Source organism: Pseudomonas sp. FW305-20, assembly GCF_058788075.1.
The window spans coordinates 220088-234699 of sequence record NZ_JBYTAJ010000002.1; the positions used below are offsets into that span (position 1 = coordinate 220088).

A 14612-nucleotide genomic window follows, 5' to 3' on the forward strand; every position below is an offset into this window, starting at 1 on the left:
CAACCTATGGGACTGTTTGATTACAAAAATGCGGACGGCAAGGCGTTGTACTCCGACGCCATCGCGCTGACGCTGTATGCGTACACGCCAACCGGTCAACCGCTGCCGGCGACCGGTTGGGCGCCGATTGGCGCTACGCAGCTGGGTTATCAAGGCAAGGTCGGCGCTCAAGGCACCTTTTATGGCGAGAAGGACGGTTTCACCAGCGCCGAAGCCGAAGTGCTCGGCAAGTACGACGGGGCGGGCAAGCTGATCGGTATCGGCATTGCTTTTCGTGGCACCGGCGGCCTGGGTTACAGCGACACCTTCGGCGACATGAAAAACAACCTGCTGGCTGCCGTCGGCCCGGTGGATTACGCGACGAACTACGCGAAGAATGCCTTCGATAACTTGCTCAAGGATGTTGCCGCGTTTGCGATTGCCCATGGCCTGGGCGCCAGGGATGTTTTGGTCAGCGGTCATAGCCTGGGCGGGCTGGGCGTCAACAGCCTCGCCGAACTGAGTGGCAACAACTGGGGCGGTTTCTTCAAGGAGGCCAACTACGTTGCCTTCGCCTCACCGACCCAGAGCGCTACCGGCAACAATGTGCTGAACATCGGTTACGAGAACGATCCGGTGTTTCGGGTGCTGGACGGCACCACGTTCAGCAGCGGCTCCCTGGGCAAGCACGACGGACATCAGGGCTCGGCGACCAACAACATCGTCAACTTCAATGACCAGTACGCGTCCACCGCGCAGAACCTGGTGCCGTTCAGCATCCTGAATCCGCTGAACTGGTCGGCTCACGGTTCGCTGGGTTATGCCGACGGGTTGAACCGGGTGATCGACTCGCGCTTCTACGACCTCACCGACAAGGACTCGACGCTGATCGTGTCCAACCTGACGGAAGAATCCCGGGGCAAGATCTGGGTCGAGGACCTCGGTCGCAGCGGCGAACCTCACGTTGGCAGCACCTTCATCATTGGCACCGACAGCAACGACCTGCTCAAGGGCGGTGCCGGCAATGACTTCATCGAAGGTCGCGACGGCGATGATCGGTTCCGCGATGACGGTGGCTACAACCTCCTGCTGGGCGGCAAGGGCAGCAACACCTTCGAATTGCAGAAGCCGTTGCAGAACTTCAGCGTTGCCAATGACGGCGACGGCACGCTGTACGTGCGTGATGCCTATGGCGGCCTCAGCATGACCCGCGACATCGGGGCGCTGGTCAGTAAAGAGCCGGGCTCATGGTGGGGGAGCAAGGAGGTGAGTTACAGCGTTACCGCCAACGGTTTGCTCAACGGCAGCGAGCTTACCCAGTACAACCACTCGCTTAACGGTGATGCCTACGGCAACACACTGGCAGCCAGCATCGACGGCGACTGGTTGTTCGGCAATGCCGGCGACGACCTGCTGCGCAGCGACAAAAGCCAGGTGACCTTCGTCGGTGGCGCGGGCAATGACGTGATGCAGGCCTCGGGTGGCAACAACACGTTCCTGTTCAGCGGCGCCTTCGGTTTCGACGCGATCAATGGCTACCTGGGCAGCGACAAACTGCTGTTCATGGGCGTTGAGGGCGCGGGGCAGGGGTATGACTACAAACAACACGCTTCGCAGTCGGGCCAGGACACGGTGCTGAAAATTGGCGATTTTGCCGTGACCCTGGTGGGGGTGGGACTGGATAACCTTTCGGCTTCAGGCATTACGTTTGCCTGAGGCTGCATGCACTAAATGCTCCGGGACGCCTCGTAGTGAGGCGTCCTGGTTGTGAGCTATCTCTGACAATTCCAACAAAAAGAGAGGCAATACCAATGGGTGTGTACGACTACAAAAACTTCGATACAGCTGATTCCAAAGCGTTATTTACCGACGCGATGGCGATCACGCTGTATTCCTACCACAACCTCGATAACGGCTTTGCCACCGGCTATCAGCACAACGGCTTCGGCCTTGGCTTGCCGGCGACACTGGTGAGCGCACTGATCGGTGGTACCGACTCCCAGGGCGTCATTCCCGGAATCCCCTGGAACCCCGATTCGGAAAAAGCTGCGCTGGATGCGGTGCAGAAAGCCGGCTGGACGCCGATCACCGCCACGCAACTGGGCTATGACGGCAAGGTTGATGCACGCGGAACGTTCTTCGGCGAAAAGGCCGGGTACACCAGCGCTCAGGTGGAAATCCTCGGCAAGTACGACGCGCAGGGGCGTCTCAGCGAAATCGGTATTGCCTTTCGCGGCACCAGCGGCCCACGAGAAAGCCAGATCAGCGACTCCATCGGCGATGTGATCAATGATCTGCTGGCGGCGTTGGGGCCAAAGGATTATGCGAAAAACTACGTCGGCGAAGCCTTCGGTAATCTGCTCAGCGACGTGGCGGCGTTTGCCCGGGCCAATGGTCTGTCGGGCAAGGACGTGCTGGTCAGCGGCCACAGCCTCGGCGGGCTGGCGGTCAACAGCCTGGCGGATCTGAGTAGCGACAAGTGGGGCGGGTTCTACCAGGATTCCAACTACATCGCCTACGCCTCGCCGACCCAAAGCAGCACCGATAAAGTGCTGAATGTCGGTTACGAGAACGACCCGGTGTACCGCGCCCTCGACGGTTCATCGTTCAACCTGGCATCGGTGGGCGTGCACGACGCCGCCAAGGTCTCGGCGACCGATAACATCGTCAGCTTCAACGACCACTACGCTTCGACAGCGTGGAATGTGCTGCCGTTTTCCATCCTCAACATCCCGACTTGGATCTCGCACTTGCCCACCGCCTATGGCGACGGCATGAACCGGGTGATCGAGTCGAAGTTCTACGACCTCACCAGCAAAGATTCGACGATTATCGTTGCCAACCTGTCGGACCCGGCGCGTGCCAACACCTGGGTTCAGGACCTCAATCGCAACGCTGAAACCCACAAGGGCAGCACTTTCATCATCGGCAGCGACGGCAACGATCTGATCCAGGGTGGCCGGGGCAACGACTATCTGGAAGGCCGCGATGGCAACGACACCTTCCGTGAGGGTGGTGGCTACAACATCCTGTTGGGGGGCAAGGGCGACAACGTGCTGGACATGCAGCAGTCGGTGCAAAACTTCGACTTCGCCAATGACGGCGCCGGCAACCTGTACATCCGCGACGCCAATGGCGGCATCAGCATCACCCGCGACATCGGCAGCATTGTGAGCAAGGAACCGGGGTTTCTGTGGGGGCTGTTCAAGGATGACGTGACCCACAGCGTCACCGCCGACGGCCTTAAGGCGGGCAACAACCTGACGCAGTACGCGTCAACAGTGAAGGGCGGGGCTGGGGCCGATACGCTCTCGGCTCACGCTGGTGGCGATTGGCTGTTTGGACTGGACGGCAACGATCATTTGCTCGGCAGCAACGGTAACGACGTGTTTGTCGGCGGGGCGGGCAATGATGTGTTGGAGTCGGGCGGCGGGGTCGATACGTTCCTGTTTAGCGGCGCGTTCGGTCAGGACCGGGTGGTTGGCTACCAGGCTAGCGACAAACTGGTGTTTCTCGGGGTTCAGGGGGTGACGCCGGATAACGATTATCGGGCCCATGCCACGGCGGTGGGGCACGACACGGTGCTGACGTTTGGGGGGGATTCGGTGACGTTGGTCGGGGTTGGGCTGGATAGTTTGTCCAGTTCAGGGGTGGTTATCGCCTGAGGGTGATGGGCTGACTGGAAGGGCCCCATCGCGAGCAGGCTCGCTCCCACATTGGATCTGTGGCGTTCACAAATCCCCCTGTGGAAGCCTGCTCGCGATGAACGATAACCCGGTATTTAATCTTCCTTCCGGATCGTGCTTACTTCATCGGCCCGGACCTTCACTTTCGCCCCGGAAATATCTTCGAATTCGAAGAAGCCGTCCTTGGTCTTGGTTTTCGGCATGTCCTTGGTCAAATACTGGGTGCCGTTCTGCAGTGTCACAACCGTTGGCGTCGAGCAACCGGCCAGGGCCAGAAAGGCCGCTACCGCCAAGGGCAAACCCAGAGTCTTGATATTCATAACCACCTCTCATCCTTTAAAAAAAACAGCGCGACTGCCACGAACGAAATCAACCGTCACTGTACCTCTATCGCGGTTGGTGCGATGGATCGGCAGAAAGTTCAGAGGCACAGGAAAAATTAGCGGATCAGGCCGCCGCTTATCCTTTTCCGTTTGCCCGGGCGGGGCGTAGCTGGTATCTGTACGCATAACCAGTACTCGCTCACCATGGCTTTTTTCCTGTGACTGCAAATCCTCTCGACGATCCGTTCTATTACTTGAACAACTTCATGCAAATGCTTGATTGGCTTGAGCATCGCTATGCCGATGTGTTGAGTGTCGAAGAGCAACACTTCATTTGCGAGTTCAAACGGTTGCCCCGTGAATCCAGGGCGTTGCTGGTCAGGATGGTGATGCGTAAGGGGCATCACTTCCGGGCGAGCAAGCTGCGTTACCTGGAGATCGGCGACATCGGCATCGCCGCCGAGCCACTGCTGGCGCTGGGCTGGATCGATGAGCAATTGCCGCTGTCGATCGAAGTGCTGTTCGAGATGCTGCTCAAGGCGGAAATTCTCCAGCATTTTGGCCCCGTCATCGATCAACCCAAGGGCAAAAAGACCGATTGGCTGCCCGCACTGAGCGAACAGTTTCCTCAGGCTCTCAGCTTCGGACAGTGGTGCCCGTCGCTGGATGATCGATTGTTCAGCCTGACCATCATGGGCCTGTGCGACCGGCTGCGCTTGATGTTTTTCGGCAATCTTTACCAGGACTGGTCCGAGTTCGTATTGGCCGACCTTGGCATCTTCACCTATGAAAAAGTCGAGTTCTGCGCCGATTCCCGAGGGCTGCGCAGCCGCGACGACGTGGACGCCTGCCTCTTCCTGCATGAATGCCAGCAACATTTCGAAGCCGGCGAAGCCGTGGAAGGCATTGTTGAGCAGATCAAAGGGCTGGCGCTGAGCAATCCCTGGCTGCAACGACGTCGCGGCAAACTGTTGTTCCAGATCGGTCAGCACTGCGAGCGTGTGGCAGATTTCTCTACCGCACTGGCGATCTACCGCGAGTGCGCCTATCCCGGCGCGCGCCTGCGCTTGATTCGCGTGTTGGAGCGCTGCGGGGAATACCAGCTGGCCATGGACCTGGCCACCGCAGCGGAGCAAGCGCCGGAAAGTGCCGCCGAGCAGCAACAATTGCTGCGTGTGCTGCCCCGGCTGCGGCGCAAGCTGGGCGGACCGGTGATAAAGCGCTCGTCGCCACGGGAAATGCTGCGCCTGGACTTGCAACTGCCCAGAACCGACCCGGCATTGTCGGTGGAATCCTACGTACAGGCGCATTTGACGGAAGATTCGGCGCCGGTGCATTACGTCGAAAACAGCCTGATCAACTCGCTGTTCGGCCTGCTGTGCTGGCCGGCGATTTTCGCGCCGCTGCCGGGGGCGTTTTTCCACCCGTTCCAGCGTGGGCCGGTGGATCTGCTCAATGAGGACTTCCACGCACGCCGCGCGGAGCTGTTCCAGGGCTGCCTGGCTGAACTGGATGACGGGCGTTACCGCCAGACGATTCGCCAACGCTATGCCAGCAAGTGGGGCGTGCAGTCGCCCTTCGTGTTCTGGGGTGTGCTGAGCGAAGAATTGCTCGATCAGGCACTCGATTGCCTGCCGGCCGAACACCTCAGGCACTGGTTCAATCGACTGCTGTTGGACATCAAGGCCAATCGTGCCGGCATGCCGGACCTGATCCAGTTCTGGCCGCAGGACAAAACCTACCGGATGATCGAAGTCAAAGGCCCCGGTGATCGCCTGCAAGACAATCAATTGCGCTGGCTCGAGTTCTGTCATGAGCACCAGATGCCGATTGCCGTCTGCTACGTGCAGTGGGCGGAGCAAAGCGCTTGAGTTACAGCATCGCGGTGCGGGCGCTGTGTGAATTCACCGCCAAGGTCGGTGACCTCGACCTGCGTTTTACGCCTTCGCCGACGGCGCTGGAAGGAATGGTCGGGCACCGCACGGTGGCGTCCCGGCGTAGCGAGGGCTACCAGAGTGAAGTCGCGCTTGAAGGCCTGTACCAAACGTTGAAGGTAAAGGGCCGGGCCGACGGCTATGACCCCGCGCAAAATTGCCTGGAAGAAGTCAAAACCTATCGCGGCGACTTGAGCAAGCAACCGGCCAACCACCGTCAGTTGCACTGGGCGCAGGCGAAGATTTACGGCTGGTTGATGTGCCAGAAACTGCAGCTGACGCAGATCAATCTGGCCCTGGTGTACTTCAACATCGTCAATGAACAGGAAACCTGCCTGGTCGAGGCTTTCAGCGCCGCGCAACTGCGGCTGTTCTTCGAACAACATTGCGCCTTGTTCCTGCACTGGGCAGAGCAGGAAATGGCTCATCGCGAAGGGCGTAATCGGGCGGCGCAACAACTGGCGTTTCCCCATGCCGACTTTCGACCGGGTCAGCGTCATCTGGCGGAATCGGTGTTCAAGGCGGTCAGCACCGGTCGTTGCTTGATGGCCCAGGCGCCCACGGGGATCGGCAAGACGGTCGGTACGCTGTTCCCGATGCTCAAGGCCCTGGCGCCGCAGCAACTGGACAAGGTGTTCTTCCTCACGGCGAAAACCCCGGGGCGCAAACTGGCGCTCGACGCCGCGCAAGTGATCCTCGACAGCGCCGGCGCGCCACCCTTGCGGGTGCTCGAAATGATCGCCCGGGACAAGGCCTGCGAACATCCGGACAAAGCCTGTCACGGCGAATCCTGCCCGCTGGCCCAGGGGTTTTATGATCGTTTGCCCGCCGCTCGCCAGGCGGCCAGCAAATTGTCCCTGCTGAACCAGAACGCTTTGCGCGAGGTCGCCCTGCAACACGACATCTGTCCCTATTACCTGAGCCAGGAAATGGCCCGCTGGGCAGACGTGGTAGTCGCCGATTACAACTACTATTTCGACTTCAGCGCGCTGCTGTTCGGGCTGGCCCAGGCCAATAACTGGAAAGTCGCGGTGTTGGTGGACGAAGCACACAACCTGGTGGAGCGCGGCCGGCAGATGTATAGCGCCAGCCTCGACCAATCGACCCTCAACGCTGTACGAAAAACCGCGCCCGAGGCGTTGAAAAAATCCTTGCAGCGGGTCAATCGTGAGTGGAATGCCCTGCATAACCAGCAACTCGGTGCCTATCAAGCCTATGACAAGGCGCCGGAAAAACTGCTCCAGGCGTTGTCATCGTGCAGCGCGAGCATCGGCGATTACCTGAACGATCACCCGCAAGGCCTGGACGGGGCGTTACAGAACTTCTATTTCGACATGCTGCAGTTTTGCCGAGTGGCCGAGCTGTTTGATGAACAGTTCCTGTTCGACATCAGCAAGCGCGACCTCGACCGCCAACGCAACCTGTCGCAGCTGTGCCTGCGCAACGTGGTGCCCGCTGGTTTCATCCGCCCACGCCTGACGGCCGCACGCAGCACCGTGCTGTTTTCTGCGACCCTGAGCCCTCGCCACTACTATGCCGACCTGCTTGGTACGCCAACGAACACGGTGTGGATAGACGTTGAATCGCCATTTCACGCCGATCAGCTGCAAGTGCACATCGTCAGCCAGATCTCCACGCGGTTTGTCCATCGCCAGTCATCCCTCGCACCGATCGTCGAGCTGATCGCCCGGCAGTTCAGCCAACGCCCCGGCAACTACCTGGCGTTTTTCAGCAGCTTCGATTATTTGCAGCAAGTGGCGCAGTTGCTGGCCCAACGGCATCCCGACATCACTCTGTGGTCGCAGTCCCGGGGCATGGGGGAAGGGCAGCGACAGGACTTCCTCGATCAGTTCACCGCCGAGAGTCAGGGCGTCGGTTTCGCGGTATTGGGCGGGGCTTTTGGCGAAGGCATCGACTTGCCGGGCGCGCGCCTGATCGGAGCGTTTATCGCCACCCTCGGGCTGGCGCAACTCAACCCGGTCAACGAGCAGTTGAAACAGCGCATGGCAGCCATTTTCGGCGCCGGTTATGACTACACCTACCTGTTTCCCGGCGTGCAGAAAGTGGTGCAGGCGGCGGGGAGGGTGATCCGCACCCAGCAGGATCAAGGGGTGGTGATGCTGATCGATGACCGGTTTGGCGACAGCAAGGTCAAACAGCTACTGCCGCGCTGGTGGTCGATTGCTCCGAGGATTTTGCACACTATCGAGTAGGATTTTTTACTTTAAAAACATCGACATATCTTGAAAGACACGCCCATTTGAACAAGCAGCGAATACTGTCTTTATTCAAAGAGCCCGTCATCACTTTCAAGCTGAATCTTTGATAAGGAAATCAAGATATGTCAGTAGCACCGCAATACACGTACACCCCTGAGCAGGTCACCGTAGCATTCAATGAAATAAAAGCGACGCTGTTCAGCGGCATCACGGCCGAGGCAACCCCCAAAATCCTGGTCGTTGCCGGGCTGCAAGGGTCAGGTAAAACCTACCTGCTGGAAAAGACCCTGCTGCCTTCAAATCGCTACAACAATTATGTTCGTCTTTACCTGCCCGACTACCGCAAGAAACACCCCCAATACACAGAGATGATCAAACACGGGGTCTTGCATGCGTATGAGCATACCGAGGCATTTGTTCGCGAAGTCAGTACGAAAATCTATAAGCAAGCCTTCAGCGGCAAATTCAACATCATCATGGAATGTGCGTTCGATAGCCTCGACTTCGCAGCCTTCCCGCCGTCGGCGACCGCCGCCGGTTATCAGTTCGAAACTCACATTGTGGGCTGCACTCAATCGTTTGCTCATGTGTCGAGCATCAAACGAGCGCTCAAAAGCCTTGAAGACCAGGAAATGGAACGGTTTCTCACGGTATCGACGCTGGATGCCAGCATGAGTTATGCGCCTGCGATCATCCTGGCCTTGGAGACGGCTGCAAAAGCGGTCAGCGGCTCGCAAGTCAATGTGTACGAACGCGGGTTCGGCGTGTTGAACGAGCGGACCTTGATTGCCCAGAGTACTTACTCCAAAACTGCCGGCGGTTCCGTTGCCACAACGACAACCAAGGTGGATTTTGCGTACAGCATCTATTCGAATATTATCGACAACCACATCTTCGCGGCGAGCGATCGCGATGAAGTCATCAAAGAGTGCCACCTGGCGCTGCTCAAGATGGCGACTCATGCTTCGCATGTTCCCAAATTCGTCTACAACGATCTGTACGCCTACATCGTCAAACACGTCAATCGATAACGCTGGGCGACGAGTACCGTTTTTCCGGCTTTCCAAATGCGTGGTATGTCGCATACTCCAAAAAACGGTCATACCAAGAGGGATCAATGAACGAGGATCGGACCAACGCCATCGACGACAGTCGTTTTCGCCTGTTAATCGATGCTGTGATTGACTATGCGATCTACATGCTTGATCCCGATGGCATCATCACCAGCTGGAACAGCGGCGCCAGGCGTTTCAAGGGGTACGAGGAGTCCGAAATCCTCGGCCAGCACTTTTCGCGGTTTTATACCGAAGAGGATCGCCGTGCCGGTTTGCCCCAGCGGGCACTGGACACGGCGATCAGGGAGGGGCGTTTCGAGGGGGAAGGCTGGCGGGTTCGCAAGGACGGCACGCATTTCTGGTGCCACGTGGTCATTGACCCGATTCTCGACCCGTCGGGCAAGTTGCTCGGGTTTGCCAAGATTACCCGTGACCTGACCGACCGCAAGATGGCCGAAGAAGTCCTCAAGCAAAGCGAGCAGCAGTTCCGCCTGCTGGTTCAAAGCGTCACTGATTACGCCATCTACATGCTCGCCCCGGATGGCCGCCTGACCAACTGGAATCCCGGAGCCCAGCGCATCAAGGGTTATTTGCCCGAAGAGGTCATCGGCAAGCACTTCTCAATGTTTTACACCCCGGAAGACCGCGAGGCCGGCGAACCGCAACGGACCCTGGACATTGCCGTGCGAGAAGGGCGGTTCGAAAACAAAGGCTGGCGCGTGCGCAAGGACGGTACGCGGTTCCTGGCCAATGTCGTGGTCGATCCGATTTGGGGCGAAACCGGCACTTTGCTCGGATTCGCCAAGATCACCCGTGATATCACCGAAGTCACGCAAGCCCAGCAGACGCTGGAGCAAACCCGCGAGGCGCTGTTCCAGGCGCAGAAAATGCAGGCCATTGGCCAACTCAGCGGTGGTATTGCCCACGACTTCAACAATTTGCTGACGGTCATCCTCGGCAATCTGGAAATCGTGCGCAAACGAGTGGGAGAGGATCCGAAAATTACCCGGCTTGTGGACAATGCCACCCAGGGCGCCTTGCGCGGTGTCTCCCTGACCCAGCGCATGCTGGCGTTTGCCAGGCGTCAGGAACTCAAAGCCGAACCCGTCGAGATCCCGGCGCTGGTGCAAGGCATCATTGGCCTGTTGCGCAGCTCGCTCGGGCCGTCCGTGGTGCTCGAAACCCGCTTTTCACCAGAGCTCGAACCGGTCCTGGCGGATGTCAATCAGCTTGAACTGGCGGTGTTGAACCTGGTGACCAATGCCCGTGATGCGATGCCTCATGGCGGGAAAATCGTCATCAGTACCAAGACCGAAGAAACCGTGGATCAACCGCAGTTATCCCTGCTGCCAGGCCGGTATGTGTGCCTGAGCGTCAGCGATACGGGGGAGGGCATGGATGAAACCACGCTCGGTTCGGCAATGGACCCGTTCTTCACGACCAAAGGCATTGGCAAAGGCACGGGGCTGGGTCTTTCGATGGTGCATGGTTACATCGAGCAATTGGGCGGGCGATTCGTCCTCAAGAGCCAGAAGGGCATAGGCACCGTCGCCGAATTGTGGATACCCATCGCCACGACCGGTTCGGTTGCCAGGCCCGTTGCCGAGGAGACCGCACCGCCGGTGCCCCGTCTATGCGTGTTGGTGGTGGATGACGATAGCCTGGTGTTGACCAGTACCTGCCTGTTACTCGAAGACCTGGGGCATCGGGTGGTCAGTGCGACGTCCGGGGCGCAAGCGCTGGAAGTATTCGACGCCGAAGCAGCGATCGACCTGGTCATCACCGACATGGCCATGCCGCAGATGAACGGCGCACAACTGGCGCAAGCTATCCGCACTAAAAAGCCGGACCTGCCGATCATTCTTGCTACCGGTTACGCCGAGCGTCTGGAAGGTTTTGCGACCAGACTGCCGCGTCTGTCCAAACCCTTTACCCAGCTCAATCTGGTGGAAATCATCGCCTCGACCATGAAGTGATTACGGGTGCTCGCTGTTTGGTTGCATGAGAAGCGGGCGTTCGCAGCTTTTTCCTGATCGTTCCCACGCAGAGTGGGAACGATCAATGGGTAAGCGAGTAATCAACCATCAACCAGACAGCATGACGGTGCATCAAGCCGCCAGATGGGCTGCACTCATTTCCTTCTTGTACTGCGCTTTCAAACTTTCCATCTGCGCGCCCAACTCTTCCAGGGTGGCTTTGCCCAGCAGCTTCTTGGCCTGAGGAAACATCTCGGTTTCCTCTTCTTCAATGTGATGTTCCAGCAGTTCCTTGATCACTTTCACCCGACCGGCAAATTCCGGAGTGGTCGGGTCGGTGGCCTTCAAGTCTGGCAGCACCAGTGAATCTACGGTGCGATGTTCTTCCTTGGCTTCGTAATACATGACGTCCTGCTCCTTGCCCCCGGCTTTCTTGTAGGCCGGGTACAAGACTTCTTCTTCGAGGCGGGTATGGATGGCAACCTCCATTTCCAGCTTGGCCAGCAATTCGCTGCGTTTTTTAACACCACGCTCGGTGGATTCGCTTAATTGGGTCAGGATGCCTTTTACGCGTTCATGGTCAGCTTTCAACAAGTCTATGGCGTTCATCATGGTCGAGTCTCTCCACATTTCAGGGGGTGAGCGCGAACGGTCTCTAGGCCGAAAGTCGCTCATGGTCTCTGAGCATTTGTCGTGCCGGTTTGCCAGTGCGATAACGTGTTTATAAAACAATAAGTTGAAGTGACTGATGGCGAACTGGGGTCATGCAGCCTGCATGAGTCCGGAAATTGACTCATGCAGTTCGCAGTGGAACATTGATGTTTTTTCAGTCAAAAAAAAGCCCGGCGACTGTGCCGGGCTTTTCAAGTTCAGGATATGGATTCCGGCTGCTGGAGCGAACGATGAGCGTTTTGCGTGGATATCGAGACCGGCGGGAAATTTTCGTTGAGCAGCCGCAAGTGCTCGATCGCCTCCTCGAACTTCATGTCGGCCTTTCTGCGCAAGGCCTGATAGCGATCGAACTGGTTCACATCCATGTCGCCGCCCTCCAGTAACGCGAAGGCGCTGCGGCTGAGTGCCTGGGCCTCTTCAAACATTTGATGATTACGTTCCAGGGCGAAAGCCCGGCAGGCTTTGATTTCATCGGAGGTGGAATAGTGAACCATGACCAGCACCTGATTTTTTCGAAGTTCTTTTTGATAGAGATCGATGCCGCAGGGGCCCGAACCCGACACGTCCCGCCGTGCAAAAGCCGAGCGGGATTAAGGTTGTGACCTGCGGGATTGCTCAAGGATTTCAAATTTATCAGCGAAGAAATTCGATAACTCACGCGGCAAACATTCACGGCCATATCAAAAAAGTTGATTTTTTTGCCGTTCATATCGAGCCAGGATCGGTTGAGTACTGATGCCGTGGAACAGAATGCTGAGCGCAACCACGGATAACGTCAGGTCGATACATAACGTTGCTATCGAATCGCCCAACCCATGATTCACGGCATAAAACAGGTAATACAGACTGCCGATGCCGCGTATGCCGAACCAGCCAATCAGCATGCGCTGGTGGCCGTTGAGCAAACGGCCCCAAGGCATGGCGACGACGCTCAGGGGGCGTATCAGGCAAAACAGCACGCCAGCGATCGGCAACGCACGCCAATCCCAGTGAGCCATCAACACCACGCCGAGCAGCGTCACCAGAAACACTTCCATGGCCCGTTCCACCAGACTGCCAAAGGCGAGCATGTCGCCCATCATGATGCCCGCGGCGACCTGCTTGTCCTCAAGGCTTGTGGTATCACCATGAACCGCATGTTGCGGCTCGACGTTCTGATGTCCCACCACGGGCTGAACCAGATGCTCGGCGGGAAGCTCGTCGTCGCCTGTGGATTTGACTTCTTCGTGGCGCAAACCCAGGCCGGCGGCGAATACCGACAAAAAGCCATAACCGTGAATCCACTCGGCCCCGACATACGCCAGGGCAATCAAGGCAAGGGCCAGGTAATCGTTCGGGGACAGGGTGCTGTCGTCATTTTTGATGCGCATCAATAAGGTCAGGCGGCCAATGCCACGGCCCATCCAGTAGCCGGTGAGCAAACCGGCCGGGACTGCCCACAGCAGACTGCGCAGCACCCAGTCGCTCAGCCAGCCGGGGTTACTGTCGTGTTGCACCAGCAGCAGGCCAAGGATAACGAACGGGAAGGCGATCCCGTCATTGAGCCCGGCTTCACCCGACAGCCCGAAGCGCACGCTGTCGTCATCCCGGGCGTCGTTGACTTGCACCAGGGCGGCGAGTACCGGGTCGGTGGGCGCCAGAATCGAGCCGATCAACACGGACGCGCCCCAGGACAATTCGAAGCCGTAATGCAGCAACAGGCTGACCCCGGCAATCGTCAACACCATGACCGGGCCGGCCAGGCCGTAGGCAATACGCCAGTTTTCGTTCCTGAGCGGCAAGCGCAACTTCAAACCGCAGACAAACAATGAAAACAGCACCGCGACTTCCGTCAGGTGCTCCATCCAGATGGACGCCTCTTCGGTGTCCAGTTTCAACAGGCCCAGCCCCGCGGGACCGATGGCGGCGCCCAGCACCAGGCACACCGCCGACGTGGTCACCGGCATCCAGCGCAGGTACGAAGAGGTCAGTGCCAGCGTCAGCAGCACCGCACCCAACACCGCCACCCATAGAATAAAGCTCATGCTCGGTACTCGTAGGGTGCATGCCGCGATGCAGGGCCTGCGCCCTCAACCGACGGTCGTGCGCAGGTATTCAGGCGTCAATACGTTGAACCATAGCAGGATCATCGAGACCAGGAGGGTGACCAGCACCAGCAGGCCGACGCCCCAGACGCAAGCGGCGTTCAGCAAGCCTTGTTCCTTGCGTTCATGCATAAAGGTCGGCAAGCCGACGAACAGCAGAAACGTCGAATAGATCGACGCTGCGCCCAGCACCACAATCGCCAGCCAGCGGCTGGGGTACAAACCGGCAATGCCGGCGAGGAAGTACGGGGTCACGGTGTAAGCGGCAAAGCCGATGCATTGGTTGACGGTCGGCCGTGCGTCGAAGGTGCGCGACATCCAGCGGATAAACAGCCCCATCAACGCCACGCCGACGACGATGGTCACGTAGAGCAACACGCAGAGCTGTAGCGCGCTGGCGGTGCTGAGCTTAACGAGTTCGTTTTCGACCAGGCTCCAGCCGACGTAGGTGGTGCCAATAAACAGGCACACGGCGGGAATCATGGCGAGCAACAATAAATGGGCGAGGTAGTGGCATGGATGCGCTTCCTCTTCCTTGCGGATATCCGTCCATACGTAGTTCGGTTGGGTGAACAGCTTGACGATAGGTGCGGACATGATGACCTCCGGATCTGGAGCGGCCCGTAGCAGGGGGCCCTAAACGTATTGAGGGGCGAGTTTTGACAGGGGTTCAGTTTTTTATCC

11 protein-coding genes are annotated in these 14612 nt (G+C 58.3%); 6 read left to right on the forward strand and 5 right to left on the reverse strand.

Annotated features, from left to right (window positions below; genetic code table 11):
- Positions 1-6 precede the first annotated feature (6 nt).
- Positions 7-1695: a polyurethane esterase gene (locus AC3WP4_RS02945; RefSeq protein ID WP_102614705.1), complete on the forward strand. Its 1689-nt coding sequence runs from the start codon at positions 7-9 to the stop codon at positions 1693-1695.
- Positions 1696-1790: 95 nt separating this feature from the next.
- Positions 1791-3644: a polyurethane esterase gene (locus tag AC3WP4_RS02950; RefSeq protein ID WP_102614704.1), complete on the forward strand. Its 1854-nt coding sequence runs from the start codon at positions 1791-1793 to the stop codon at positions 3642-3644.
- 116 nt (positions 3645-3760) lie between these two features.
- On the opposite strand, the gene AC3WP4_RS02955 is transcribed toward AC3WP4_RS02950, so the two are convergent.
- Complete coding sequence (locus tag AC3WP4_RS02955) at positions 3761-3985, reverse strand: YgdI/YgdR family lipoprotein (protein ID WP_074876548.1); 225 nt, start codon at positions 3983-3985, stop codon at positions 3761-3763.
- Positions 3986-4206: 221 nt separating this feature from the next.
- Here AC3WP4_RS02955 and AC3WP4_RS02960 point away from each other — a divergent pair, with 221 nt between their 5' ends.
- The 4 genes from AC3WP4_RS02960 to AC3WP4_RS02975 all read left to right on the forward strand — a co-directional run bounded on the left by AC3WP4_RS02960 (position 4207) and on the right by AC3WP4_RS02975 (position 11172).
- Positions 4207-5859, forward strand: coding sequence for a VRR-NUC domain-containing protein (locus AC3WP4_RS02960; RefSeq protein WP_102614703.1), 1653 nt, complete (start codon positions 4207-4209; stop codon positions 5857-5859).
- On the forward strand, positions 5856-8135 hold the full coding sequence (locus tag AC3WP4_RS02965) for an ATP-dependent DNA helicase (RefSeq protein ID WP_102614702.1): 2280 nt from the start codon (positions 5856-5858) through the stop codon (positions 8133-8135). Before AC3WP4_RS02960 ends, AC3WP4_RS02965 begins: the two co-directional genes overlap by 4 nt.
- 128 nt (positions 8136-8263) lie before the next feature.
- Entirely contained in the window at positions 8264-9172 is a 909-nt protein-coding gene (locus AC3WP4_RS02970) for a zeta toxin family protein (RefSeq protein ID WP_102614701.1), read from the forward strand.
- A gap of 86 nt (positions 9173-9258) precedes the next feature.
- Positions 9259-11172 (forward strand): hybrid sensor histidine kinase/response regulator, encoded by a 1914-nt coding sequence (locus AC3WP4_RS02975; RefSeq protein ID WP_102614700.1) that lies wholly within the window; start codon positions 9259-9261, stop codon positions 11170-11172.
- A 132-nt stretch (positions 11173-11304) separates the two neighbouring features.
- Here AC3WP4_RS02975 and AC3WP4_RS02980 read toward each other — a convergent pair whose 3' ends face one another.
- From AC3WP4_RS02980 to AC3WP4_RS02995, 4 genes are all read right to left on the reverse strand, one after another.
- The gene (locus AC3WP4_RS02980) at positions 11305-11781 is read right to left on the reverse strand and encodes a PA2171 family ribosome-binding persister protein (RefSeq protein ID WP_074876558.1); all 477 of its coding nucleotides are present in this window, start codon (positions 11779-11781) and stop codon (positions 11305-11307) included.
- Between the two features lie 260 nt (positions 11782-12041).
- Positions 12042-12407, reverse strand: a complete 366-nt coding sequence (locus AC3WP4_RS02985) for a hypothetical protein (protein ID WP_235865007.1) — start codon at positions 12405-12407, stop codon at positions 12042-12044.
- A 117-nt stretch (positions 12408-12524) separates the two neighbouring features.
- Positions 12525-13868: a cation:proton antiporter gene (locus tag AC3WP4_RS02990; protein WP_102614699.1), complete on the reverse strand. Its 1344-nt coding sequence runs from the start codon at positions 13866-13868 to the stop codon at positions 12525-12527.
- A gap of 45 nt (positions 13869-13913) precedes the next feature.
- Complete coding sequence (locus AC3WP4_RS02995; RefSeq protein ID WP_102614698.1) at positions 13914-14525, reverse strand: Yip1 family protein; 612 nt, start codon at positions 14523-14525, stop codon at positions 13914-13916.
- Between the last annotated feature and the right edge of the window lie 87 nt (positions 14526-14612).